At 72.6% G+C, this 24,455-nt stretch carries 22 protein-coding genes and 2 pseudogenes; 11 read left to right on the plus strand and 13 right to left on the minus strand.

Features of this window, described 5'->3' with window-relative positions:
• Positions 1-53: 53 nt before the first annotated feature.
• The gene (locus ACYQ8Q_RS43275) at positions 54-1,304 is read right to left on the minus strand and encodes a 3-hydroxybenzoate 6-monooxygenase (RefSeq protein WP_460072726.1); all 1,251 of its coding nucleotides are present in this window, start codon (positions 1,302-1,304) and stop codon (positions 54-56) included.
• 322 nt (positions 1,305-1,626) lie between these two features.
• On the opposite strand from ACYQ8Q_RS43275, the gene ACYQ8Q_RS43280 reads away from it, so the two are divergent.
• A complete protein-coding gene (locus ACYQ8Q_RS43280; RefSeq protein WP_460072728.1) occupies positions 1,627-3,567 on the plus strand; it encodes a helix-turn-helix domain-containing protein in 1,941 nt (646 codons plus the stop codon).
• 103 nt (positions 3,568-3,670) lie between these two features.
• Here ACYQ8Q_RS43280 and ACYQ8Q_RS43285 read toward each other — a convergent pair whose 3' ends face one another.
• The 5 genes from ACYQ8Q_RS43285 to ACYQ8Q_RS43305 form a co-directional block, all read right to left on the minus strand.
• Positions 3,671-5,614 carry an anthranilate synthase family protein gene (locus ACYQ8Q_RS43285; protein ID WP_460072730.1) on the minus strand — a complete coding sequence of 648 codons (1,944 nt, stop codon included), beginning with the start codon at positions 5,612-5,614 and terminating at the stop codon, positions 3,671-3,673.
• Entirely contained in the window at positions 5,611-6,291 is a 681-nt protein-coding gene (locus tag ACYQ8Q_RS43290; protein ID WP_460072732.1) for an isochorismatase family protein, read from the minus strand. Before ACYQ8Q_RS43290 ends, ACYQ8Q_RS43285 begins: the two co-directional genes overlap by 4 nt.
• Positions 6,292-6,328: 37 nt before the next feature.
• A complete protein-coding gene (locus ACYQ8Q_RS43295) occupies positions 6,329-7,099 on the minus strand; it encodes a 2,3-dihydro-2,3-dihydroxybenzoate dehydrogenase (protein WP_460072734.1) in 771 nt (256 codons plus the stop codon).
• A 114-nt stretch (positions 7,100-7,213) separates the two neighbouring features.
• Complete coding sequence (locus tag ACYQ8Q_RS43300) at positions 7,214-8,386, minus strand: 3-deoxy-7-phosphoheptulonate synthase (RefSeq protein ID WP_460072736.1); 1,173 nt, start codon at positions 8,384-8,386, stop codon at positions 7,214-7,216.
• A gap of 570 nt (positions 8,387-8,956) precedes the next feature.
• On the minus strand, positions 8,957-10,093 hold the full coding sequence (locus ACYQ8Q_RS43305) for an IS701 family transposase (protein WP_460073747.1): 1,137 nt from the start codon (positions 10,091-10,093) through the stop codon (positions 8,957-8,959).
• Between the two features lie 453 nt (positions 10,094-10,546).
• Here ACYQ8Q_RS43305 and asnB point away from each other — a divergent pair, with 453 nt between their 5' ends.
• Positions 10,547-12,478 carry an asparagine synthase (glutamine-hydrolyzing) gene (gene asnB / locus ACYQ8Q_RS43310; RefSeq protein ID WP_460072738.1) on the plus strand — a complete coding sequence of 644 codons (1,932 nt, stop codon included), beginning with the start codon at positions 10,547-10,549 and terminating at the stop codon, positions 12,476-12,478.
• The gene (locus tag ACYQ8Q_RS43315; protein WP_460072740.1) at positions 12,456-13,160 is read left to right on the plus strand and encodes a DsbA family oxidoreductase; all 705 of its coding nucleotides are present in this window, start codon (positions 12,456-12,458) and stop codon (positions 13,158-13,160) included. Before asnB ends, ACYQ8Q_RS43315 begins: the two co-directional genes overlap by 23 nt.
• Positions 13,161-13,219: 59 nt before the next feature.
• Here ACYQ8Q_RS43315 and ACYQ8Q_RS43320 read toward each other — a convergent pair whose 3' ends face one another.
• Positions 13,220-13,774 (minus strand): MarR family winged helix-turn-helix transcriptional regulator, encoded by a 555-nt coding sequence (locus tag ACYQ8Q_RS43320; RefSeq protein ID WP_460072742.1) that lies wholly within the window; start codon positions 13,772-13,774, stop codon positions 13,220-13,222.
• Positions 13,775-13,861: 87 nt separating this feature from the next.
• Here ACYQ8Q_RS43320 and ACYQ8Q_RS43325 point away from each other — a divergent pair, with 87 nt between their 5' ends.
• From ACYQ8Q_RS43325 to ACYQ8Q_RS43340, 4 genes are all read left to right on the plus strand, one after another.
• Positions 13,862-15,322 carry a multidrug effflux MFS transporter gene (locus tag ACYQ8Q_RS43325; RefSeq protein ID WP_460072744.1) on the plus strand — a complete coding sequence of 487 codons (1,461 nt, stop codon included), beginning with the start codon at positions 13,862-13,864 and terminating at the stop codon, positions 15,320-15,322.
• Positions 15,323-15,703: 381 nt separating this feature from the next.
• Entirely contained in the window at positions 15,704-16,630 is a 927-nt protein-coding gene (locus tag ACYQ8Q_RS43330) for a pseudouridine-5'-phosphate glycosidase (RefSeq protein WP_460072746.1), read from the plus strand.
• Between the two features lies 1 nt (position 16,631).
• On the plus strand, positions 16,632-17,318 hold the full coding sequence (locus ACYQ8Q_RS43335) for an HAD family hydrolase (RefSeq protein WP_460072748.1): 687 nt from the start codon (positions 16,632-16,634) through the stop codon (positions 17,316-17,318).
• Positions 17,319-18,326: 1,008 nt separating this feature from the next.
• Positions 18,327-18,995, plus strand: coding sequence for a cutinase family protein (locus ACYQ8Q_RS43340; protein ID WP_460072749.1), 669 nt, complete (start codon positions 18,327-18,329; stop codon positions 18,993-18,995).
• A 229-nt stretch (positions 18,996-19,224) separates the two neighbouring features.
• Here the strand turns inward: ACYQ8Q_RS43340 and ACYQ8Q_RS43345 are convergent, their stop codons facing one another.
• Complete coding sequence (locus tag ACYQ8Q_RS43345; RefSeq protein ID WP_460072751.1) at positions 19,225-19,842, minus strand: NAD-dependent epimerase/dehydratase family protein; 618 nt, start codon at positions 19,840-19,842, stop codon at positions 19,225-19,227.
• Positions 19,839-20,372, minus strand: coding sequence for a hypothetical protein (locus ACYQ8Q_RS43350; protein ID WP_460072752.1), 534 nt, complete (start codon positions 20,370-20,372; stop codon positions 19,839-19,841). Before ACYQ8Q_RS43350 ends, ACYQ8Q_RS43345 begins: the two co-directional genes overlap by 4 nt.
• Positions 20,373-20,720: 348 nt before the next feature.
• Between ACYQ8Q_RS43350 and ACYQ8Q_RS43355 the strand changes: the two genes are divergently transcribed.
• From ACYQ8Q_RS43355 to ACYQ8Q_RS43370, 4 genes and pseudogenes are all read left to right on the plus strand, one after another.
• Positions 20,721-21,179, plus strand: a complete 459-nt coding sequence (locus tag ACYQ8Q_RS43355; RefSeq protein WP_460072754.1) for a hypothetical protein — start codon at positions 20,721-20,723, stop codon at positions 21,177-21,179.
• Positions 21,167-21,673 carry a site-specific integrase gene (locus ACYQ8Q_RS43360; RefSeq protein ID WP_460072756.1) on the plus strand — a complete coding sequence of 169 codons (507 nt, stop codon included), beginning with the start codon at positions 21,167-21,169 and terminating at the stop codon, positions 21,671-21,673. The genes ACYQ8Q_RS43355 and ACYQ8Q_RS43360 overlap by 13 nt, the downstream gene beginning before the upstream one ends.
• A gap of 153 nt (positions 21,674-21,826) precedes the next feature.
• Positions 21,827-22,011: pseudogene (locus ACYQ8Q_RS43365) on the plus strand (TetR/AcrR family transcriptional regulator); the annotation flags it as partial.
• Complete coding sequence (locus ACYQ8Q_RS43370) at positions 22,008-22,838, plus strand: alpha/beta fold hydrolase (RefSeq protein ID WP_460072758.1); 831 nt, start codon at positions 22,008-22,010, stop codon at positions 22,836-22,838. The pseudogene ACYQ8Q_RS43365 and the gene ACYQ8Q_RS43370, both read left to right, overlap by 4 nt.
• A 38-nt stretch (positions 22,839-22,876) precedes the next feature.
• Here the strand turns inward: ACYQ8Q_RS43370 and ACYQ8Q_RS43375 are convergent.
• From ACYQ8Q_RS43375 to ACYQ8Q_RS43390, 4 genes and pseudogenes are all read right to left on the minus strand, one after another.
• Positions 22,877-23,145: pseudogene (locus ACYQ8Q_RS43375) on the minus strand (Tn3 family transposase); the annotation flags it as partial.
• Between the two features lie 267 nt (positions 23,146-23,412).
• A complete protein-coding gene (locus ACYQ8Q_RS43380; protein ID WP_460072759.1) occupies positions 23,413-23,868 on the minus strand; it encodes a hypothetical protein in 456 nt (151 codons plus the stop codon).
• Positions 23,802-23,954 carry a hypothetical protein gene (locus ACYQ8Q_RS43385; RefSeq protein WP_460073749.1) on the minus strand — a complete coding sequence of 51 codons (153 nt, stop codon included), beginning with the start codon at positions 23,952-23,954 and terminating at the stop codon, positions 23,802-23,804. Before ACYQ8Q_RS43385 ends, ACYQ8Q_RS43380 begins: the two co-directional genes overlap by 67 nt.
• Complete coding sequence (locus ACYQ8Q_RS43390; RefSeq protein WP_460072761.1) at positions 23,954-24,268, minus strand: DUF4158 domain-containing protein; 315 nt, start codon at positions 24,266-24,268, stop codon at positions 23,954-23,956. The genes ACYQ8Q_RS43385 and ACYQ8Q_RS43390 overlap by 1 nt, the downstream gene beginning before the upstream one ends.
• Positions 24,269-24,455: the final 187 nt, after the last annotated feature.

Consider the following 24,455-nt stretch of genomic DNA (forward strand, 5'->3'; position numbering starts at 1 on the left):
CGGCCGCCGTTGCGGCGCCGGTTCGGGACCCGTCCGCGGAGTCAACCCCGGGCTCACCCCCGGAGCGTGGCCCCCGACGACCCCGACGACCCCGACGGCCCCGAGGGTCCCGTTGTTTCGGGCGACGCCGTGAACTCCCGGGCGCCGTGCAGCCACGCGACCCTGTCGTAGAGGTCCTCGGTCGTCAGGGCGCGCAGCATCGCGTTGCGTTCCTCGGCGGCCGTGCCCGCGGGGTGGTACAGCCGGGTGCCCATCTCACGGGCCACGAGCTGGGTACGGCCCGCGCGCTCACGCCGCTCGCGGCCGAACCGTTCGAGAAGGGCCGGCAGGTCGTCCGCCGCGCGATCCGTCAGCAGATCGCCGAGGACAACGGCGTCCTCCAGCGCCTGACAGGCCCCCTGAGCGGCGTACTGCAGCATCGGATGGGCGGCGTCGCCCAGCAGGACGACCCGGCCGTCCGCCCAGAGGTCCACCGGATCACGGTCGCACAGCACCCACTCGCGCCAGCCCTCACCGAGCCCGAGAAGCGTCAACGGCGTTCCGGCCAGGTCCGGGAACCGTCCGAGGACGTGGTCGCGGGCCGCCGGACGGCCCGCCACCGGCACCCGGGCGCCGTCGTCCCGGGTCACCGCCAGGTTCAGGTACTCGCCGCCCCCGATGATGTAGTGGACGAAGTGCCACCTGGGCCCCGCCCAGAGTGTCACGGCGTTCCAGCGCAGCTCCTCGGGCACCTTGCCGATCGGGATCACCGACCGGTGGATGGTGTGCCCGGAGACCCTCGGATCACCGTCGCCGAGCAACTGCCGCCGGACCGCCGACCGGATCCCGTCCGCGCCGACCAGGGCGTCCGCCCGCAGCGTCCTGCCGTCCGCCGTGCGGACCCGGACCTCCCGCTCGTCCTGCTCGTAGCGTTCCACGGTCGTGGCGGGCAGGAGCTCGACGCCCTCGGACGCCTGGCAGGCCGTCAGCAGCGGCTGGAACAGATCGGCCCGGTGGACGACGGCGTACGGATTCCCGAACCGCGCGCGATACGCGGCCGTCAGCGGCATCGCGACGACCTGCTCGCCCGTCGTGCCATCCATGAACCGCAGTTCGTCCACGAAGACGGCACGGTCGCGCACCGCCTGCCCCACCCCCAGCCGGTCCAGGGCGTGAAAGGCGTTCGGGCCCAGCTGAAGGCCCGCGCCGATCTCCGCGAAGACCTCACCGCGTTCGAGAACCGTCACACCGTGGCCGCGCCGGGCCAGGGACAGAGCGCAGGCGAGCCCGCCGATACCGCCGCCCGCGACCAGAATCCGAGCCATTGTCTCCCCTGTCCTCTCGCTCCGCGTACCGCGCCGCACCCCGGCCGTCCCCCGTGCGGGCGGCGCACGTCCAGGGCCGATCCAGCCATGCCGCGCGGTCGGCGGGCAACGCCGGACCCGTCACTTCGTCACACCGCACCGGACTTGGTCATCTCGCCACCGCGGCCGCCCGCGTCGAGGAAGGCGAACCTGAAGCGGGCACCCGCCGCCCCGACCGTGTCCCGACAACTGTCCGAAGTCCGCTGACCGTTCGAGGTCACCGATCGTCCCGTTCACCCGTGCCCGCGGCTGCCGCACCGGTGACCGGCTGGGGGTGGAAACCGTGTCGGATGCGTCGCCCGCTGACACCTACGCGCTGCGAGTCCTGAAACTGCTGGCCCGAGAGGCGCCGGCGGCCGAGATCGAGGCGGTCCTCGACGAGGCCCGGGCCGGCGGGGACCACCCCGAACCACTGCGCCGGGCCGAGCAGGCCACCCGTCTCGGCCTGACCGTGCAGACCCTCTTCGACCGCCGGCACAGACGCGAGGCGGACCTCGCCGCCCTCGTCGACACCGCCCGCGACCTGTCGTACCCCCATGACCTCGACAGCCTGCTCCGGGTGATCATCCGCCAGGCCCGGCGGCTGCTCGGCTTCGACCTGGCCTACATCGGCCTGCTCGACGAGAACGACGGCAGCTGGCGCATCCGTACCTCCGAGGGGGAGACCACCGCCCTGGGCATCGGGCTGCAGGTCGAGCCCGGATACGGCTTCGGGGACGCGCTCACCACCCGCAACGCGGCGTTCTGGACCTCCGACTACCTCAGGGACGGCCGCATCCGGCACAGCGACCACATCGACGCCGTGGTGCGGGCCGAGGGACAGCGGGCCATCCTCGCCGTCCCGCTGCACCGCGGCGGCGCCCCCTTCGGCGCGCTGTACGGCTCCGACCGCACGGTGCGCCACTTCACCCCGAACGAGGTCGGACTGATGCGCACCCTGGCCGACCTGGCGGCCGTCGCCATCGACAAGTCGAGGGTCCTGGAACAGGTCAGGGCCGACGTCAACGACCTCGAGGACGACTCCTACCGCGCCCAGCTGTCCCTGACCCGGATGCGCGGCCTGGTCGACACCCAGAGCAGACTGCTCGGGCTGGTGCTGGGCGGCAGCGATCTCGCGGCCGTCACCGGGGCCGCGGGCCACGCGCTCGACGGCACCCTCGTGGTCCGCGACCCCTCCGGCCGGACCCTGACCGCGACCGGAGAGATCCCCGGCCTGGACGATCCCGCCCTCGCCGAGGCGGTGCTGGACGCCCATGCCCGCCGGGTGGCAGTGGAGCTCGGCGACGGCGTCTGGATCATCCCGCTCGACGCGGGCGGCGAGGACATCGGCGCGCTGATCGTCCGCCCGGCCGGACAACTGACGCCGGAGGACGAGCAGTTGCTCCAGTCCGTCGCCCAGGCCGTGACGATCACCCTGCTGCTCCAGCGCAGTGCGGTCGTCGCCGAAGGGCCCGTACGGGACGAACTGCTCGAGGACCTGCTGGCCGACCCGCCCAGCCGCTCCCGCCGCCAGCTCACCGACCGCGCGGACCGCCTCGGCATCGACCTCGGGGCCTCCCACGTCCTGGTCGTGGCCCGCCCGGAGGCGGGCGAGCAGGGCCGGGCGGCGGTCTGGGCCTCCTCCCACGCCCACCGGGCGAACGGCCTGAAATGCGTGCGCTCCGGATGCGTGGTGCTGCTGCTGCCGGGGGCCGACGCGGCCGAGGCCGCCCGCCGGGTGTCGGCGGAGCTGTCCCCGCTGCTCGGCCATCCCGTCTCCGTCGCGGGTGCCGGGCCGGGGCGCGGCGCGGCCGACGCCGGCCGGCTGTACCGTGAGGCGCTGCGCATCCTCGACGCCCTGACCCTGCTGCGCGGCAAGGGCGCCACCGTGGTCGGGTCCGACCTCGGCTTCCTCGGACTGCTGCTGTCCGACGACCACGACGTCGACGGCTTCATCCACTCCGTGATCGGCCCGGTCCTCGCGTACGACGGTGAACGCGCCACCGCACTCGCCAAGACCCTCCAGGCCTACTTCGACGCCGACCGCAGCCCCACGTACGCCGCCGAGGTGCTGCACGTCCACCCCAACACGGTCTCGCGCCGCCTGGAGCGGATCACCGAACTCCTCGGCCCCGACTGGCAGAAGCCCCAGCAGGCGCTGGAGGTCCAACTGGCGCTGAAACTCCAGCGCACCCGCCAGGTACTGGAGGCCCGCCGCTCCCACCGCCCGCACGCCCGCGACTAGGTTCTGTCTCTTTGGTCAGCGTCGGGTCCGGATGAGGATGCCCGCGAGGTGGAGTGCGGCCTGGTAGGCGACCGCGAGCTTGTTGGTTCGTGTGTACGGATCGTCAGGCGCCGCCGCCCCGCTCCGCGCCCCACCGGGTGTCCGGGCGCATCACCTCCGTGAGCAGGGAGCCGACGATGCCCGGTCCGTCCTGGGTCAGGACCGACTCCGCGTGGAACTGCATCGACGCGAACCGCTCACCCCGTAGCGCGTGCACCTCGTGGGTCGCGGGATCGCGGCTGACCGTGACCGTGCCGAACACCGGGTGATCCAGCGCCTCCCGCTCGGAGCGCGCGGCGAACGTGTTGTAGAAGCCGACCCGCGCCCGTCGGCCGAACAGGTCGATCTCGCGCTGCACACCCTGGTTGGGGACGTGCCGGGCCACCAGGTCCAGGCCGAGCAGGGAGCCCAGCACCTGGTGGCTCAGGCAGACCGCGAGGAACGGCCGCCGCTCGTCGAGCAGTTGGGTGACCGCCGTCCGCAGGTGGCTGATCTTCGGGTGCCGAGTGTCCCGGGGATCGCCCGGACCGGGGCCCATGACGACGACGTCGTGGTCGTCGACGTCGTATCTCTCGTCGAAGCGGCATACCGTCACCCGCAGCCCCAGGAAGCTCAGTTGATGGGCGATCATCGCGGTGAAGGTGTCCTCGGCGTCCACGACCAGCACCCGCCGCCCCGACAGCCCGGCCGGCTCCTCGACCCCGGCGCCGTGACCGCCCGTTCCGTCCAGCCAGAAGCCGGAGATGCCCTCGTTGCGGGCCGCCAGCGCCGTGCACACGTCCGGGTGGGCGGCGAACCGGCTGGGCGCCTGCTCGCCGAACGCCGCCAGCAGCGCGGAGGACTTGGCACGGGTCTCGCGCACCTCGGACTCCGGGTCGGAGTGCCGTACGAGAGTCGCCCCGACCCCGATGCTCAGCCGTCCGTCCGCCGAGATGTCCGCGGTGCGGATCAGGATCGACGAGTCCATGCTGCGCGCCCCGGAGGCGTCCCGGCCGATCAGCGCGGCGACCCCGCTGTAGTAGCCGCGTCCGGCGGGCTCATGGCGGCTGATCACCTTCGCGGCGCTCTCCAGCGGTGAGCCGGTCACCGTCGGCGCGAACAGCGTCTCGCGCAGGATGTCCCGGACGTCACGGCCGGTCGTGCCCTCGATGAAGTACTCGGTGTGCGCGAGGTGGGCCATCTCCTTGAGGTAGGGCCCGACGACCCGGCCGCCCGAGGGGCAGATCCTCGCCATCATCTTCAGTTCCTCGTCGAGGACCATGTACAGCTCGTCGGCCTCCTTGCGATCGGCGAGGAAGGACAGCACCCCGTCCAGGGTCGGCCCGCTCGCCGGATACCGGTAGGTGCCGCTGATCGGGTTCATCACCGCCCGGCCCTCGTCCAGACTGATGTGCCGCTCCGGCGTGGCCCCTACGAGGACGCGCTCACCCGTCTGGATCAGGAAGGTCCAGTAGGCGCCGGCCTCGCGCTCCAGCAGCCGGCGGAACACCGACAGCGCGGCGCGCGGGGTGAAGCCGGGCAGCTGTGCGGTGAAGGCGCGCTTGATGACGAAGTTCGCGCCCTCGCCGCTGCCGATCTCCTCGGCGATCACCCGGCGCACCAGTTCCGCGTACTCCTCGTCGGACACGTCGAAGCGGGCGTCGTCCACCTTCACCGGCTCGTCCGGCAGCCGGGCGAGCACCCCGGCGACCGGCAGCGACTGCTGGGCGAGCACCCGCATCGCGACCAGCGGCGCGCCGTCGTCGTGCGCGGCGAACCCGCGCTCCGTGATCTGGCGGTACGGCACGAGCGCGAGGACCTCGTGGCCGCCCCCCGGCGCCGCGGTGGCGGGCAGCGGCAGATCGGCGAGCGTCGCGCACGGGGCGGCGTCGGTGAGCAGCACCTCCAGTACGTCCCGGCCGGTGCTCTCGGGCCGGTGCACCAGGGCGAAGGCGGGCGCCGAGCCGTCCAGGACCTGGGCCAGCAGGTCCGGTGCGCCGGCCACCGGTGCCGTGGGTCGCGCCGTCATCGGCGTGCCTCCTCGCTCGTGTCGTTGCGTGTCTCGTCGTGCGTCCCGCCCAGCTCGTCGAGGAGGGTCTTCGTGACGGCCACCCGCGCACAGCGCTCGGCCGCGTACGTGAGGGCCAGCCGGTGGTGTTCGGCGGTGAAGTCGGCCACGGCGTCCGCGGCGACGAAGGGCCGGATGTCGTGCGTGAAGGCGTCCACCGCGGTCATCAGCACGCCGACATGGGCGTACACCCCGCAGACGATCAACTGGTCGCGTCCGTGTTCCCGCATCCGTCCGAGCAGATCGGTCCGGGCGAAGGCGCTGTAGCGCCACTTGGTGAACTCCCAGTCCCCGGCGGCCGGTTCCAGGCCGGCGACGACCCGGCGGTGCTCGGGCGTGGTCCGCATGCCCGGACCCCAGAAGTCCGCCAGCAGACCGCGCTCCTCGGGCGTCATCCCGCCGGGCTGCGCGGTGTACGCCACCGGCACGCCCAGTTCCCTGCACCGCTCGGCCAGCAGCGCCGCGTTGCGCACGACCGCGTCCGCGAGGGCGCGGGGGAAAGGGGCGAGGAAGTACTCCTGCATGTCGTGCACGAGCAGCACGGCACGGCGGGGATCAGGGCTCCAGCCGACCGCCGCCGGGGGCAGTTCACCTGGTGCGGGAAGGTCGTAGGGGGCGATGGACGGTATGCCGGGCATACGCGGGACGGTCCTTTCCGGTGGGGAGACGGGGAGGTCAGACGCCGAGCGTGGCGCCGCCGTCGACGGTGAGGCTGTGCATCGTGATGTGACCGGCCTCGTCCGACAGCAGGAACGCGACGGCGCGGGCGACGTCCTCGGGCCGCGCGACCTTGCCCAGCGGGATCCCGACCCGGTACGCCCCCGGATCGCCGGAGACGGACGCGGCGACCGCGCCGCGGTCCGCGTGCATGCCGTGCAGCATCGGGGTGTCCGTGGAACCGGGGGCGACGACGTTGCAGCGGATGTTGTGCCGGGCCACCTCCAGGCCGAGGCACTTGGTGAAGGCCGCCGTCGCCGCCTTCGACGCGGCGTACGCGGCCATCTCCGCACGGGCGGTGCCGGCCGCGTTGGACGCGACGGTGACGACGGCCCCACGGCCGCGCGGAACCATACGGTTGACGACGGCCCGCGAGGCGAAGAAGGCGCCGTCGGTGTTGACGGCGAACGTCGCGGACCAGTCCTGGTCGCTCAGGTCCCGGGCCTCGGACAGCCGGAGCACCCCGGCGGCGTTCACCAGGTGGTCGAGCGGGCCCAGTTCACGCTCCACGGTGTCCACCAGCGTCTCGACCTCGCGGCTGGAGGTGACGTCCGCCGGGAAGGCCCGCACCGGCAGTCCGTCCGCCACCAGCGCGCCGACGAGACCGGTCAGCCGGTCGGCGTCGAGGTCCACTGCGGCGACCAGCACACCGCGCCCGGCGAGCAGCCGGACGACCGCCTCGCCGATTCCGCCTGCTGCCCCGGTGACCAGGGCGATGGTGCCTTTCACGCTACTGCCTCCCAGTTCCGCTCCGTCAGGTGTTCTCTCCGGTGCCCTGCCGTGCTCCGCCGTGCTCCGTGCCTTGCCTGGGGCCGTGCTTGGGGCCTTGCCTTTCCCGGGGCGTCAGCCGCGCCAGGCGGAGACGACCTCGACGGCCTGCCGCGGATTGAGGCGCGGGTCGCAGAACGTGAGGTACTTGTCGCCCAGGCGGTCGAGACGGGACGCGTCACGGACGCACTCCGTGACCGGCTCCGGCGTGGTCTCCAGATGGAGTCCGGCCGCGGTGCCGCCGTTCGCGGTGACCGCGCCCTGGAAGTCCTCGACCTCACGGACGACCGTCTCGACGTACCGCGTCTTGAGCCCCTCCGGACCGGTGACGGTGTTGCCGTGCATCGGGTCGCACAGCCACAGCACGGGGTGCCCGGCGCCGCTGACGGCCCGGACCAGCGCGGGCAGGCGCCGTGCCGCGTTCGCCGCGCCCATCCGGGAGATCAGGGTGAGGCGTCCGGGGCGGCGCGTGGCGTCGAGGCGCGCGCACAGCGCCAGCAGCTCCTCCGCGGTCGTACGCGGTCCGATCTTGACGGCGACCGGGTTGGCGATCGCGGCGAGCAGCGCGATGTGTGCGCCGTCCGGCTGCCGGGTGCGCTCGCCGACCCACGGCCAGTGCGTCGAGGCGAGCAGCAGGGATCCGTCGGACTCCGTTCTGAGCAGGGGGAGTTCGTAGTCCAGCAGGAGCGCCTCGTGGCTGGTCCACACGGGTCCGTCGAGGGCCCGCCGTGGCGAGGGGGCGTGCCAGCCGAGGAGGCGCAGGGTGTCGCTCGCCGCCCGGTAGCCGTCCAGCAGCCGGCGCGGGTCGGGGCGGCGCAGCTCCGGGTCCGGCTCCGGGCGGTTGACCATGTGCCCCCGGTAGACGGGCAGTTCGACGCCGCCCACGGTCTCCGTTGGCCGGGACCGGGGTTTGCCGTACTGGCCGGCGATCCGGCCCACGCGCAGCACGGGCTTGGCCGTGGACCGGGTGAGAGTCCCGGCGAGGACGTCGAGCAGGGCGGCCTTGCGGGCCACGTCGTCGGCCGTGGCCTCGGCCGGATCCTCGGCGCAGTCGCCCGTCTGGAGGACGAGCAGTCTTCCGGCGGCGGCGTCCTCCAGGAGCGTCAGCAGCCGTTGTACGGCGTTCGCGTCGACGAGTGCGGGCATCCGGCCGAGATCGCTGTGGGCCGAGGCCAGTGCGGGGTCGTCCTGCCAGTCCGGCTGCTGCAGGGCGGGCAGGGATCGGAGGCAGGACACTGTGTCGATCATGAGAGTCCCTGTGGGGGAGGCACCGGGACGAGGACCCGGTGGACGGATGAGGCGACGGGCGGGGCTCGGTGGCCGAGGGGGGAGGACATGCCGGGCCGACGGGGGCGTACGTCACGGGGGAGTGGGGGCGTACGGCCGCGGCCGTCGGGATCCTGGAGGGGCGTGCCTGATCGACTGCGACTATCGGGGCGGGACAGGCTCCGTGCAACGGCACGCCCGGTAATTCGTCAGGTGGCGACGGCGTATCGCGGCGACGACGACCGGCGGGCAGCGCGGACGCCGGGGGCGGGGGCGGTGGGGGGTGTCGGTGACGCGGTCAGGGTGGGTGGTGGGTACCGAAGCCGGTGGGGGAGGGCGGGCGGCGGATTCCCCGAGCCGTCGGGGGTGGTGGGGGTGGACTCCTGAGCCGTCGGGGGTGGTGGAGGTGGACACCCGAGTCGTCCGGGGACGGTGGGGACGGGCACCCGAGTCGTCCGGGGACGGTCGGGGCGGGCACCCGAGTCGTCCGGGGACGGTGGGCGGTGGACACCGAACGTGTCGGGGGACGGTGGGCGGGGCACCGTCCGTTCGTCAGGCGGACAGCGGCGGCCGTTCCCGGGGCGGCGCCGCGGGCTCGTCGGCGAGACCCGTCAGCAGGGCCGCCGTGTGGGCCACGGACGCCAGCGTGGCGTGCCGGTGCCAGCCCCGGAACGAGCGGCCCTCGAAGTCCCGCAGGCCCACGCGCTCCCCGACCGTGGAGGCGTCGTGGCGGACACGCCGGGCCGGTTTCGTCAGACGTAGCAGCCGGCCGGCGGGCGCGGCCAGATCCGTCAGCCACATCCGGGCCGGCGGCTGCCCCGGATCCGCCCACTCGCCGAGCAGATACAGCGGCCGCCGCTCGCCCCCGGCGGGAGCGCCGCCCGTCGCCACCCTGATCGACACGGCCGACGAGGTCCGCCGTACCCCGCTTGCGGGGTCGTCCCAGTCCACCGTGCGGCGCAACCCCCGTACGGACATCAGGATCTGTTCCGCCGACAGCGGGCCGGACCCGTACCCGGGCATCGACGCGTCGGCCACCAGCAGCCGGGTGCCCGGCGTGGTGCGCGCCACCACCGGCAGCCCCAGCCGGGCGAACCGGTCCAGCACCAAGGGGTCCGCCCAGCGCCCGGGGACGTCCAGGATCACGGGTCGGCGGGTCAGGTTCGGGTTGCGCAGGGTCTGCGCGAGCGTCACGAGCGCGCTCTCCTCGACCGTCTCGGCGCAGGCGCTCTCCGGGACCTCGGCCCGTCGGCGCAGCACCGCGTCCCGCTCCCACTCCTCCGGGAGCAGCAGCCGCCAGTCGACCGGGGCGCTCATGCGCGGCGACGCGAACCACACGCCGAGGGCGTACTGGCCGTGCAGCATCTGACCCAGCTGGGGGACGAACCGCCGCCCCACGCCCACCGAGTGCCGGCCCGACTTGGGGATGGCCATCGTCTGCACCACCCACGCCACGGGAGCGGCGATCCGTTCCAGATGCGTGGCGAGGGCGGCGCGCATCGGCCGCCAGTCCCAGGTGGACCCGGCGACGAAATGGTGCAGGCTCTGCACCGCCGGGGCCCCGCCCGCCCGCTGCGCGATGTTGCGGACCGACTTGCGGCCCGGCGTGGTGAGCAGGCCCCGCACGTACTGCTCGCCGCGCTGCCGCTGGTCCCTGCGCGGTAAGGACAGGAACATCAGCGAGCACAGCTCACCGACGACGTCCTCGCCCGCCGACGCGTGCCACGCGCTCTCGACGCCGGGGCCGTACCCCCTGCGCCCGGCGGCCGTGCCGCGGTCCTGCGGGAGGGATGACAGTTCGAGTGGATTCACCGCGACCTCGCCTCGGAGTCGGGCAGTCCCGTGCGGACCGCCCTTTCACCGTCGCCTCCGCGCGGCCCGGTCCGCGAGGTGCACCGGTCACCTTGATCGCCGGGATGGTGGTTGCGCGGCCACCACACCCGCCCGGACGGGTCCCGCCGATGCGGTCGCGGGCCCGTGGCCTCGCCCGGTCGCGCGGCCGTCGCCACCTGACGAAGTGATCGACGGCGCGTTGCCGCGCACCCGGTCCGCGGCCAGGCTCGTGCCCTGCGGCCGTCCGCGGCGCGGCCACGGCCCTCACCGACACCCACTGCACCGAGGACCGACGAGAGGGGACCAACCATGTGCGGCCTTGCCGGATGGCTGAGTTACGAGCGTGACCTGAGCACGCTGACGAGCGTCGCCGAGGACATGAACACCACCCTGGAGTGCCGTGGCCCGGACTCCCACGGAGTGTGGGCCTCCCCGCGGGCCCTGCTCGCCCACCGCCGGCTCGCCGTGATCGACCTGGAGGGCGGCCGCCAGCCCATGACCGCCGCCGCGCCGGACGCCCCGGTGATCACCTACACCGGGGAGACGTACAACTACCGGGAGCTGCGTGACGAACTGCGCTCCCTGGGACACGAGTTCCGCACCGAGTCCGACACGGAGGTGGTGCTGCACGCCTATCTGGAGTGGGGCGCCGGCTTCGCCGAACGGCTCACCGGAATCTACGCGTTGGCCGTCTGGGACCCGCGTACCGAGGAACTGCTCCTGGTGCGCGACCGGATGGGCGTCAAGCCGCTCTACTACTGGCCGACCCCGGACGGTGTCCTGTTCGGCTCCGAGCCCAAGGCGATCCTCGCCCATCCCGACACCGAGGCCGTCGTCGACGCCGAGGGGCTGCGGGAGATCTTCGGCATCGTCAAGACACCCGGTCACGCCGTCTTCCGCGGGATGTACGAGGTCAGGCCCGGCACGCTCATCCGGTTCAGCCGCTCGGGCCGGGAGGAGACCCGCTACTGGCGGCTGATCGCCCGGCCGCACACCGACGACCTCGACACGACGATCCGCCGCGTCCGGTCGCTGCTGGAGGACATCGTCGCCGAACAGCTCGTCGCCGACGTCACGGTCGGGACCCTGCTCTCCGGCGGACTTGATTCCAGCGCCGTCACCGCCCTGGCCGCCCGCGCGCTGGCCGAGGGGGCGGACGGCGGCACGGTCGGCGGTACGGTCGGCAGCACGGACGGCGGTACGGTCGGCAGCGCGGGCGTCAGTGAGGTCGGCGACGGGAGCCCGCGCGTGCTCGCCTTCTCCGTGGACTTCAAGGGACACGGGGAGCGCTTCCGGTCGAACGTCCAGTGGAGCGACCCGGACACGCCGTTCGCGATCGAGGTCGCCCGGCACGTCGGCGCGGAGCACGTCGTGGTCGAGCTGGACAACGCCGACGTGCTCGACCAGGACGTGCGCGACCGCGTCCTGCGCGCCCAGGACCTGCCGGTCTCCACGGGCGACATGGAGTACTCGCTGCTGGTGCTCTGCCGGGCGCTGAAGGAGCGGATGACCGTCGCGCTGTCGGGGGAGGCCGCCGACGAACTCTTCGGCGGATACACCTGGTTCCACGACCCGCAGGCGGTGGAGGCCGGGACCTTCCCCTGGCACCACCCGTTCGAGAAGGCCGGCGGCATCGGAGCCCTGCGCACGATCGGCCTGTGGGGCCGCCTCGGGCTGACCGAGTACGTCAAGCGGCGCTATGCCGAGGCGCTCGAGGAGGTGCCGAGGCTCGCCGGCGACGACCGCCGGGAGGAGCGGATGCGCGAGCTGACGTACCTCAACCTCACCCGCTGGGAGAACTTCCTCCTCGACCGCAAGGACCGGATCTCGATGGCGACCGCGCTCGAGGTGCGGGTGCCGTTCACCGACCACCGGCTCGTCGAGTACGTCTACAACACGCCCTGGGCGATGAAGAGTTTCGACGGCCGGGAGAAGAGCCTGCTGCGGGCCGCCATGCGCGGGGTGCTGCCCGACTCGGTCCTCGACCGCAAGAAGAACCCCTACCCGTCCACCCAGGACGCCGCCTACGAGGAAGCGGTGCGCGAGCGGGTGCGGGCCGCCGTCGCCGAGGACGACGCACCGGTGCTGAAGCTCGCCTCGCGCGAGGAGATCGGGCGGCTGCTCGACGCGCCCGCGGGCACGTACGCGATGGGCGGGCCGTGGAGCGCGCGGGCGGTCCTGGAGCGGCTCGTCGAGTTCAACGCCTGGGTGCGCCTCCATGCCGTCCGCGTCGACCTCTGAGCCCGGCCCCGCACCGGTTCTCGTCGTCTGGTCGGACATCGGCTGCCCCTGGGCGTCGCTGGCCCTGCACACCCTGCGCGAGACGGCCCGCGGCGCCGGGACCCGGCTGCTGATCGACCACCGGGCCTTCCCGCTGGAGCTGTTCAACGGAGAGCCGACACCCAAACGGATCGTCGACGCGGAGACCGTGGTCATCGGCGCGGCCCGGCCGGAGCTGGGCTGGCGCCTGTGGTCGGCCCCGGAGTCGGCCTATCCCTCGACGATGCTGCCGGCCCTGGAGGCCGTCCAGGCGGCGAAGGACCCGCGGATCGGTGGCCTGCGCGGCAGCGACGAACTGGACGCGGCGCTGCGGCACGCCTTCTACGCCGGGAGCCGCTGTGTCGCGGTGCACGCGGAGATCCTCGCCGTCGCACGGACCTGCCCCCACGTCGACGCGACGGCGCTGGAGGACGCGCTGGCCAGTGGCGCGGGCCGGTCGGCGGTCTACGCCCACTGGCGGGCCGCCCGGGCCGGCGGCGTCCAGGGCAGCCCGCACCTGTTCGCCCCGGACGGCTGGGCGGCACACAACCCCGGCGTCGCGTTCGACTGGACGGCGGACCCGTCGGAGGGCGGCCTGCCCCGGATCGTGCGGTGGCACCCCACGTGGGCGGCCGAGCTGCTGGTGCGGCTGACCGGTTCGTGAGCGGAGGGGCGGGGCAGGGGGGGCGATCAGCCGTACGGCCCTCAGGTCTGCCGGGGGCATCAGGTTCCGGACCTGGACGCGCCGCGCCGCTCCCTCAGGGCCTTGGCGAGGGAGCGCAGGGCGGGCGCGGCGTCGTTGAGCGCCGTGCGCTCGTCGCTCGTCAGCAGGGCGAGGGAATCGGCGAAGATCTCCGCCCACGCCTCCTCGATCATCGCCATGCCCTGCACGGCTCCCAGGGTCGGATGCAGGCGTACGGCGCGACGGTCGCGCGGATCGGGTTCGCGGCGCAGGAGACCCTGGGCGACGAGACCCCGTACGGTCGTGCTCGCGTTGCTGGCGTGCAGGCCGAGTTCCTGGGCGACGGCGCCGACGCCGACGCCGGGCGAGTCGAGCACCTGGCGCAGGACTTCGAGGTCGGACGGCGGCAGCGGAGTCAGTCCGGCCTCCTCGACGCCCTGCAGACGCAGGACGCGCCCGAGTGCGTACAGGGCCGGAGCCAGCTGCCGCGCGTCGCGCAGCAGGGTTTCGTCGCGCGCCGGGTCGCGTGACGGGTCACGCGCCGGGTGACCCGCCGGGCCGCCCGTCGGGCCGGTCGCTGGGTCGGTTGCCTTCATGGAGCGACAGTAGCAATGAATATAGCTATATAACTATAGTGAACCCTTTCCCGCCCGCTCTCTTCGCCACCCGTCCAGGAGTGTGACATGCCCGCGTCATTACCCGGCCCGGAGCCGCTCGCCGCCGACTCACCCGCCAGGTCGCTCACCGCGACCCTCGCCCTGCTGTCGTTCGTGGTGCCGCTCGCCACCGACATGTACCTCCCGGCGTTTCCCCGGATGGCCGAGGAACTCGGCACGGACGCCTCCGGGATCCAACTCACCCTCACCTCCTTCCTGTTCGGCATGGCGGCCGGTCAGCTGGTGCTCGGACCGCTCTCCGACCGGTACGGTCGACGCACCCCGATGCTGGCCGGCGCCGCCGTGTGCACGCTGGCCACCGCTCTGTGCGCGCTGGCCCCGAACCTCCCCGCGCTGATCGTGCTCCGCTTCGTCATGGGCTTCGCCGGCGCGGCCGGTGTCGTGGTCGGACGCGCCGTGATCTCCGACGTGGCCTCCGGAGCCGCCGCGGCCCGGCTCTTCGGTGTGCTCGTGGCGCTCGGCGGCATCGCGCCCATCGTCGCCCCGCTCGCGGGCGCCGTCGTCGTCAATGGCGCCGGAGGATGGCGCGGCGTGTTCTGGGCCCTGGCCGGCGCCTCGCTGCTGATGTGCGCCGCCGTCGTCCTGTTCGTCCCCGAGAGCCTGCCCGGGGAACGCCGCCGCGACAGCGGCACGGCGTCCACCCTCCGCGCCGCCCGGTCCGTCCTCACCGACCGCGCCTACGTCGGCTACACCCTCACCTTCGCCTTCGGCTGCGGCGCGCTGTTCTGCTACATCGCCGGGTCGCCGTTCCTGCTCCAGAACGTCCTCGGCTTCAGCACCGGCGAGGCGTCCGTCGCCTTCTCCGTCGGCGCCCTGACCGCCACGGTCTCCAGCACCGTCAACACCCGCCTGGTCGGCCGGCACAGTCCCGTCCTGCTGCTGCGGGTCGGCCTGGCGACCATGCTGGTCGCGACCTCGGCCGCCCTGCTGGTCACCCTCACCGGGCACCTGGGCCGCGGGTCGGCGCTCACGCTGATCGGCGTCGCCTTCCTCGGCCTCGGCCAGTTCTTCGGCACGGCCACCGCCCTCGCCATCGCACGGGTGCCGTACGCCGCGGGGACCGGCTCGGCGGTGCTCGGCACCCTCCAGAGCGTCTTCGGCGCGGTCGTGGCACCCCTCGTCGGACTGGGCGGCAAGCACACCGCCCTGCCGCTCTTCACGGGCATGGCGGGCTGTTCCCTGATCGCCGTCCTGTGCCTGCTCCTGACCCGCGACAGCACGCCACCGACCGCCCACGCCGACCGCGCCGACGGGGCCGCCCACGCCGACCGCGCCGACGGGGCCGCCCACGCCGACCGCGCCGACGGGGCCGCCCACGCCGACCGCGCCGACGGGGCCGATGGGGCCGACCGCGCCGACGGGGCCGCCCACGCCGACCGCGCCGACGGGGCCGATGGGGCCGACCGCGCCGACCGCGCCGACGCGCCGACCGAGGCACCGGAGGAGCGCGCCGACGTAGCGCCCTGACCGACCTGGCGAGCCGGCCCGGGACCGAGTTGGCGAGCCGACCTCGGGACCGACCCGGCAAGCAGCTCCTGGACCGACCCGGCAAGCAGCTCCTGGACCGAGCTGGCGAGCTGCGCCTGGACCGAGTCGGCGAGCCGCCCCAACGCCCACTCGGCGAGCCCGCCCTGGGACTCACTCGGCGAGCTGGCCTGGACCCACCCGACCCGTCGACCTGACACACTCCGGGCCACCTGACCAGGTCACCCGGTGGGCTTTGACCGGCGGGAGCGCCCCGGCGCAGCATCGGCGCCGTAGCCGCATGTCCGCCAGGAGCCGCGAAGCGCCGGCCCGGCGACGCCCTTCGGGCCGCGGCACCCGTCGACCTCGATCGAAAGGCAGCCCGTGTCCAAGGACCCGCTCCTCGTCGTCAGCGACGAAGTACGCACCGCCCTCGACGAACAGCGTCCCGTGGTGGCGCTGGAGTCCTCGCTCATCGTCAACGGCCCCGCCTACCCGGCCAACGCCGAACTCGGCCTGGAGATAGAGAAGGCGGTCCGGGACACGGGTGCGGTCCCCGCCACGATCGGCATCGCCGACGGCCGCTTCGTCGTGGGCATGGACGCCGACCTGGTCGACCGCTTCGCCGTCGGCAAGGGCATCCCCAAGGTCAGCGCGCGCGACCTCGGCCCGGTCCTGGCCCGGGGCGGCCTCGGCGCGACGACCGTCGCCGGTACGATCGTTCCGGCCGCCCGGGCGGGGATACCGGTCTTCTCCACGGCCGGCATCGGCGGCGTCCACCGGCGGGCCCAGGAGACCTTGGACATCTCCGCCGACCTGCTGCAGTTCACCCGGACCCGGATCGCCGTCGTCTGCGCCGGCGCGAAGTCCATCCTCGACCTCGGCCTGACCGCCGAGTACCTCGAGACCGCCGGCGTCCCCGTCCTCGGCTACGGCACCGACCGCCTCCCCGCCTTCTACGTCCGTGAGTCCGACGTCCCGGTGAACCGCGTCGACGACCTGCGCGTCGCCGCCCGCGCCACCCGACTGCACTGGGAGGTCAACGGCGACCGGACCGTGCTGCTGACGGCCCCCATCGACGAGGCCGACGCCCTCGACGGCGACGAGATCGAGCGGGCCATCGGCGCCGCGCTGGACGAGGCCGACCGGGCGGGCGTGCGGGGCAACGCCATCAGCCCCTTCCTGATGCGGGCCCTGACCCAGGTGACCGCCGGCCGCAGCGCCGCCGCGACCCGAGCGGTCCTGCTGTCCACCGCCCGGGTCGCGGGCGAGTTCGCGGTCGCCTTCAGCGCCGTACGGACGGAGGCCTGACATGAGCGCACAGCGGGCAGACGCCTGGCGGGGCGTCGTCTTCGACCTCGACGGAACGCTCGCCGACACCCCCGGCGCGATCGTCTCGCTCACCCTCAAAGTTCTGGCGGACCTCGGCCGGACCCCCGACGAGGCCGCCGTGCGGGCCACCGTCGGCAAGCCCCTGGATCACAACTTCTCCCAGCTCCTGGACCTCCCGGTCGACCACCCCGAGGTGGAAGGAGCCATGGCCGCCTACCGGCGCGCCTTCGCCGGGCATCTGGCGGAGCAGCGCGAACGCATGCTCTACCCGGGCGTCGCCGACGGCCTCGCCCGGCTCCACGACTCCGGTCACCTCCTCGCCGTCGCGACCTCCAAGACCCATGCGGCGGCCCTCAACGTCCTGCGCGGCACGGGCATCCTCGACCGGTTCACCTGTGTGGCGGGCCATGACTCGGTCACCCGCGGCAAGCCCGCGCCCGACATGGCCCTGTACGTCGCCGGAGAGCTGGGCCTCCCCGTCGCCGACTGCGTCGTCGTCGGCGACGCGACCGGAGACATCGCGATGGCCTCCGCCGCCGGCATGGCGTCCCTCGGCGTCTCCTATGGCGTGGCCACGACGACGGAACTCCGCGCGTCGGGGGCCGCGCTGGTCGCCGAATCCTTCGAGGAGGTGGTGACGGCCGTAACCCGGGGCAGAACCGTCTGATCCGGCCTCCCGCCGCCGCCGGCAGCCCCGCTGGGCGCTGCCGGCACCGGCGACGGGCCCCGCGGGCGTCCGTCCCTCGACCGTTCGCGGTGTCAGTCCCTCAGCAGGCGGGTGGGATCCACCCGGGAGCGGACTCCCAGCCGGGTGGAGGCATTGCGCGGGTGGTAGTCGACCGTGGTGGAGCTGCTGCGGGGCGAGGAGCGCGACCGCGCCGGTCTGCGGGCTGTCCCCGGTCGTCCCGCCCGCCGCGCGGAGCTCGTCGCGGGCGCGGTCCGCCCAGACCGCGGCACCGCATCGCTCGAAGCCCACGGCCCCGTCCCGCAACGGCGTCCTCGCCTCCACGGTCCGTCGCCGACGGCGCGGCCACATGCCGTACGTGAGCAGGGTGCGGGCATGCTCGAACGGCCCGTCCACCGTCTCGTGCAGAGCGAGTGCCTCCTGGCGGAGCGCCTCGCGGCGGTCGGGGTGCGCGACCAGGGCCCGGCACCGCCGGGTCTGCGCCCATGGCGGCCCACAGGGGCGTACAGACCGATGATGTCGGCCACGCGGTCGTCGCGTTCGGCGAGCAGGGCGGCCTCGACATGACAGGGCACCGCCAGTACCCCCGGGCCGAAGGGGGCCCGCCGGGGTCCGGACCGCACGAGGAGCGAGAGCCGGGCCGCCGCGTTCTCGACGTTCCCGTGACCGAGGTCGGCCCGCGCCTGCGCCCCCCGGCGAGCGTCCCGACTGGGCCAGTCCGTGGGGGTGCGCCGTGCCGAGCGCGGTCCGCGTGTGCGCGGTCAACGTGGCCAGGCCGCCCGAGATGGGGACGACCATGGCGAGGATCGCCGAGAGGCGCGCGGTGAGGTCGCGCGGACCGGGCGCCGCAGTGGGCCTGATGGTGGCGCCCCGCCCGCGGCTCCGCGCAGGCGAGATGCTCCAGGGCGCACGCCATGAGCGGTCCTCCCGCACCTGACCCCGGGACGAAGTGACGCACCGACAGCAGCCCAGCACCGGCAGCAGGAGGGCGTGCGCGCGGAAAGCCACGGGCTCGCCGACCACCGGACCGGCCTCTATGGCACTTGTGTCCGTACTGGAGTCATAGGAGCCGGCGCCGGAACCCGTGTCGTCCAGCACCCGCAGATACAGTTCCCGATCGCCCGCAGACCAGGAGGCGGAGGCGACACTCACCCGAGCGGCCCTGGCCAGGGCAGGATTCCGACGGTCCAGCACGGCGGTCGAGAGGGCTTCCTACGTTCGTGCTGTGTCCTTGCCGCCGGCTCCTGTCGGCGGACGCGGGACACCCGAACCGCCGCACGTGAAAGAGGGCCCCCATGCCCGCCTCCCGCACCTGGCGTCGCGGAGCGCGAGACCCCCGGCCTGGGCATCGTGGGGACGCCATTGGTCAGCTCCATCAAGAGCAAGCTGCCCGGAAGATCGGTCGACTCCCACGCCGTCGACTACGCCGCCAACGCCTCGCAGACCAGCGCGGGACCGGGCGCCACCGCCATGACGAACCACGTCACGTCCGTCGTCGCCGACTGCCCCGACATCGTCTTCGCGCTCGGCGGCTACTCGCAGGGCGACGGCGTCACCGACCTGGCGCCGGGCATACCCACCGCTCTCGCTCCCCGGATCGAGGCCGTCGTCGTCTTGCCTGGGGTTTCTCCCTTGTTGGGGTGCTCGGCCAGCTTGTGACGTAACTTCGGAATCCCTGAAGCGTCCTCGTTTCGTCCGACCATTCTGCGGGCTGGTCGAAGTCGAGGAGGCTCATGCTGACGGCGCTGGTGGTGGTGAAGGACCTCAGCAGGGTTCTGGAGAACTCACAGGATGTCGCGCTGGGCGGCGAAACTGGCCCGCCAGGTCGGCCACTCGGGCTGCCAACCCCGGCTTCGGGCAAGCGCGTTGAGAGCGCCGCGCTCCCCCTTCAGCCGGCCCGCCACCGCGCCGGGTGCGGGCACGCCGAGGGCTTTGGCCAGGGCCGGAACCCAGTCGTGGGCGGGGGCGGGCTCGTCGTCCACGATGTTGACCGGTCCGCCTGGCCAGTCGAGCGCGGCCAGTGCGGCGCCTGCCGCGAGCGCAGCAAGACCGCTGTCTCCAACTCGGCTGCCGTCTCCTCCAAGGCCCGGACGGCGGCCACCATCCGGGCTCGGGGTTGAGCGGCCGTGCGGTCGAGCGGTACCACCTCCTCGGCCGGGCCTTCGCTCGGCGCGTACGCCCAGGAAATCGACTGTGCGACGATCCGGCCGACCCCAGCCGCTTTCGCGGCCTCCACCAGGTTCCGGGTGCCCTCGCGGCGTATTCGGCCGTTGGCGGCCCCGTCCGCGTCGAGCGCATCCGCCTGGAATCCCGTCGCCCCGAGGCTTCTGATCCGCTCGATCCCGGCCAGGGTCCGTGAGGTCCCGGTGACCTCGTGCCCAGCCGCAACCAGCATCGGGACGGGCAGACTGCCGACAGCGCCGGTGGCGCCGGCGACGACGACACGCAATCGTGGACGGCGGGTCTCCTGCGACAGGATCTCGGAAAACCCGTCCTGTCCGTTCATTCGGTGGATTCGCGGACGGAGTAAGGAGTGAGCGTTTTCACGGTCACCTCGATGCCCGGACATCGCTGTTCCCAGCGGGCGATCAGGGGTTGCAGCCTCCCTGTTTCGATCAGGTCGTTGCGTCCGTGGTAGCCGAGCAGCCGGTCGGTGACCAAGAGCAGTTTCGCGGTGCCGAAGCTGCCATCGGACGACAACCGCCAGGTCATCCGGATCTGCCGGACTGCGGCCGGGTCGAGGTGGACGACGCGTCCGTTGACCAGGCCGAGGTGAAGTTCATCGTCAGCGTGGACGTCGAGGACGCGGTGCCGGTCCCAGATCCAGAGTGCGATGCCGGCCGGGACCGCCACGGCAACGCCGACGACAAGGATCCATCCCAGGTCGTGCAGACCACGATCCGGGTCGGCCGACGCCTTGGTCATCGGCCATCCGTAAACCCCGACCAGCAGGACCCCGAACAGGGTGAGCCACCGGCGCAGCGAATAGCGCCTGCGGTCTCTGGCGGTCCACAGCACGTCCCGCTCGGTGCCCATCGGACCATCGTCACCGACAGGTTCCCGGAACGCCAGGTGCCTGCATCCGTGAGGCTGTACGACGACTGCGGCATCAAGGAGGAGGGCGATCCTGCCCACGATCGGGGTTCTTCCTCCTTTGTGTGCTCTGCTGGCTTGTGACGTAACTTCGGGATTCCTGAAGCGTTCTCTTCTCGTCCGACCGATTCACAGTCGGGCCGAAGGTGAGGAGGCTCGGGTTGGCGGCGCTGGCAGTCGTACGAGACCTGCGTGAGCACTGGGCGCCCGCGTCGGCGGAGGAGCTGGAGCAGTTCGAGACCGACGTGCTCAGATCAGATCAGGTCCTGGTTCGGCCGGCCGCTGTGGGGCATGGAGCCCGCTGACGCGGACGTGTACTTCGGGAAGGTGCTGCGGCACTCGCCCAGCGGCACACGGCTGGGCCGGTCGCAGGCGCTGAGTACGTACTTCGTGTTCCTGGAGCTGCGGCACAAGGTCGAGATCCACCGGATGACGGGCCGGGTGGTCGAGTGCCCGATCGATGAGATGAACCGGCCGCGCGGGGCCAAGGACGCTCAGTTGCGGATCCCGCCGAGTGAGCCGGAGATCGGCACGCTGTTCACGGGCTGGGGCGGCGAGCTGGCCACCTGCCGCAAGTTCGCCCCGACCGCCCGGAACTACACCGCCGCGAAGCTGATGTCCCAGGTCGGGCTGCGGGTGAGCGAGGCATGTGGCCTCGACCTGGACGACATCAAGTGGGACCTGGGCTGCTTTGGCGAACTTCACGTCCGCCACGGCAAGGGGGCCCGCGCGAGCGGATGGTTCCGCTGATCAACGGTGCCGACCGGACACTGCGGTGGTTCATCGAAGACGTGTGGGGCCAGTTCGACGACGATCGCACTCGCCCTGGTGCCCCGCTGTTCCCCTCCGAGCGCGAGAACACCGACGGCTCCGCCCGCCGGGTCGGCGACGACGCCCTGCGCAACGGGCTCGAGAACGCGGTCGCAGCTCATCTGCCGAGTTGGACGGACAGGTTGACACCGCACGTCCTGCGGCATTTCTGCGCGTCCCAACTCTACGGAAACGGACTGGACTTGCTCGCGAGCAGCTTGGCAATCGAGGTGATCGAGCGTCCGGGGTCGGGCCGAAGGTCGTGGGCGGCGAAGGCGTGGAAGACGAGTCGGCCGCCGGGGGGTGTCGAGGTTCTCGTGCAGCGAGGTGAAGCCGATGTCGCGCTCTGCCGTTCGAGCTTCTGCCCGCCGGTCGACACCCGCGCGTACCCGATCCTCCCGCTCGGTGATCTTCAGAACATGAAGGCTTGTTGAAGGGTTGTCGGTCTCCGAGGGTCCTTCGCCGATTGTTTTCCTATGGGTCTTAGGTTAAAACTAATAACCCTAGGAAAGGAGTGTGTGGCGCCGAGCCGGCGGACGAGGTCGGGGTCGATCGGCTGACTATGTCTCAGGGCGTGGCGGCGCGCTGTTGGCAGCAGACTGGCTGCGAACGCGCCGGGTCCGCGACGTGCGGTCGAGCTGATGTACGGCATGCCGCGCAGCACGTTCCACGGGTTCGTTGCTCTGGAGGCGGCAGGCGGCCTCGCGCACTCGACGCCCTGCACACCCTGCTGGAGCACTGGCCCTCGTCCGAAGAAGGAGACCAAGGATGACCGAGCCGACCGTCGGGACCTTGCGTGTGAACGGCGCGACCCTGCACTACGAGGTGCGCGGCCATGGCCCGCTCCTGCTTCTGATTCCAGGAGGAACGGGCGGCGCGGCCTCCCTGGCCACAGTGGCCGCCGACCTGGCCGATACGTACACGGTGGTGACCTATGACCCACGAGGAATGTCCCGGAGCGTGCTGGACGATCCCGAGGCCGAGCAGAGGGTGGAGGAGCACGCCGAGGACGCGTTCCGGCTGCTCGATGTGCTGTCACCCGATGAGCCCGGCCGGGTGTTCGGCGCCAGTTCGGGGGCGATCGTCGCCCTGCATCTGCTCACCACCCACCCGGAACGCGTGGACCGTGTCATCGTGCACGAACCGCCGGTAGTGGAGGTTCTCCCGGACGCAGCCGTGCACCGCGCACTCCTCGCGCGTGTACAGGACACATTCCGCAGCCAGGGGCTGATGCCGGCGATGGCTGTGTTCGCGGCAGGCATGGAGAAGGACGGTGACACCACCGAGCCCGCTGTCGAGCTCCCGCCGCAGGCAGCGAAACGGGCCGAGCAGACCATGGGCGACCTGCCGTACTTCGTCGGACGCATCGTGCCGAGCTTCATGTCCTACGCCCCCGACATCCACCGCCTCAAGGCCCTGTCGGACCGGCTCGTGCTGGCCTGCGGGCAGGACTCGCGCGGCGAGCTTCCGTACCGTCCGGCCGCCTTCCTGGCCGAGCGTCTCGGCATGGAACTCCTGCACTTTCCCGGTGGGCACATCGGTCTGACCACACACCCCACCGAGTTCGGCGAACTCCTTCGCAAGGCACTGCACGCCTAGAGACACGAACCGGGTCGTCCTGGGCCGGGGCTGGAGCGTCAGTCCCCGTCATCGGCGTCCTCGACGGAGTCCGGATCTCGCAGGGGTCGCAGGCCCTGGCCGGGACCGCCATCCCGGATGGTGAACCGGTACCGGCCCAGGAAGTCGACGTGCCGGTCCTTGAGCGGGAAGAGCCGGGCAACGTCCACAGCACGACGGCGTTGAGGACCAGGCCGAGGGTGGCGAGCTGGTCCTCCTGGCCCTCGCAGTACGCCTGGCGGATCCGCCCGCGCCCGCCATGGCAAATCGCGCGGGCGAGCCGGTGGCGAGAAGTGATGTGCGACCCGGCGACCCGGAGCACGTCCGGCCAGTGCGTGGCGATGCGCCTCAGGTTGCCCTTGTTGTGGGCAAGGAGGGTGTTCAGGGTGAACAGGCTGTCGTGCGGGGTACCGCGCACGACCATCGCAGCGATCCCCGCGACCTGGTCATCGACGGTGTTGAGCCAGGTCAGGCCCCGCTCGCGCGCAGGTTTTTCTGGTCTCGTGGGACAGCCGCGAGCGGGTCAGCGCCTTGTCGGTGACGTCGACGACCGGGGTCAGGCCGATGTTGCAGTGCGATACCGGTCCGACGCCCGGCGGGCCGGGCTGATTGGCCGGTTCGCCATCAGCACCGCGAACAGGTCCAGCGTGTCGTCGGCCGCCTGCGCCTCCAGCTGACGCACCACCGCCGTCAGTAGGGTGGTCTGCCGCAGCTCCGGTGCCCGCTCTATCGTCCGCGCCTTGCTCAGCTGCCCGTACCGGGCCAGTGTGTTCAGCCGGTTCACCGGCACCGAGGACGGGTGCACCCGCCCCAGCCCGAACGCGGAGATCTCCTCGCCCCGCTCCATCGCCCGCACCATCGCGGCGCCCGTCGACTTCACCGGCGGCGTGCGCAGCCGCTCCAGCTCCGAGACCCCCTTGCCCTCGGGGACGACCAGCAGCGTCTTCAGCGCCGGTGCGAGCTCTTGGCCGACACGGTGCGCGGCCCGCGCGCCACGGGCTGGTACAAGCACCGCTCGGTCGTCGTGCGGGCCTCCGACACCTGCCGGGCCAGCACCAAGCCCCCCGGCAGCAGCACCCGGTGGCGGCGCAACCACATCACCGCGTGATGGAACAGCGCCACCGGCCCCTCGGCATGCGTCCGCGCCCGCCCGTACGGGAAACTTCGGAACGCGCCGCTCCGGGTACCGCTTCACACGACGTGTCCTCGATGCCGAGTGGTACGGCCAGGTACTTCACGACGTCCCACGGCACGGCCAGCGGGTCATCCCCGAGGAACCGGCCGATCCAGCGGACCGTCCAGATCTGCACCGCCATGCCCAGCCGGTACCCGTCCGAACGGCGTAGCGCGATCAGATCACGGTCCGCGTCGTCCAGGAAGAAGGAGCGCTCCGGCTCCGCACGCGTCGGCACCTCGGCGAGGGCGCCGTACGCCTCGGCCTGTGTGCTCGCCGACCATGATCAATCTCAGCGGCGCTTCCTGTACCGCAACTGGTCACGCTCGTCTACGGCAACCCGCCGCGCCTGTACGGCAAGACCATCACCACCGTCAGCAGCCTCTACGGCAGCGTGCCGCAGGGCGCCCAGTTCGCAGCCGACC

This window comes from Streptomyces sp. YKOK-I1 (genome assembly GCF_054660435.1).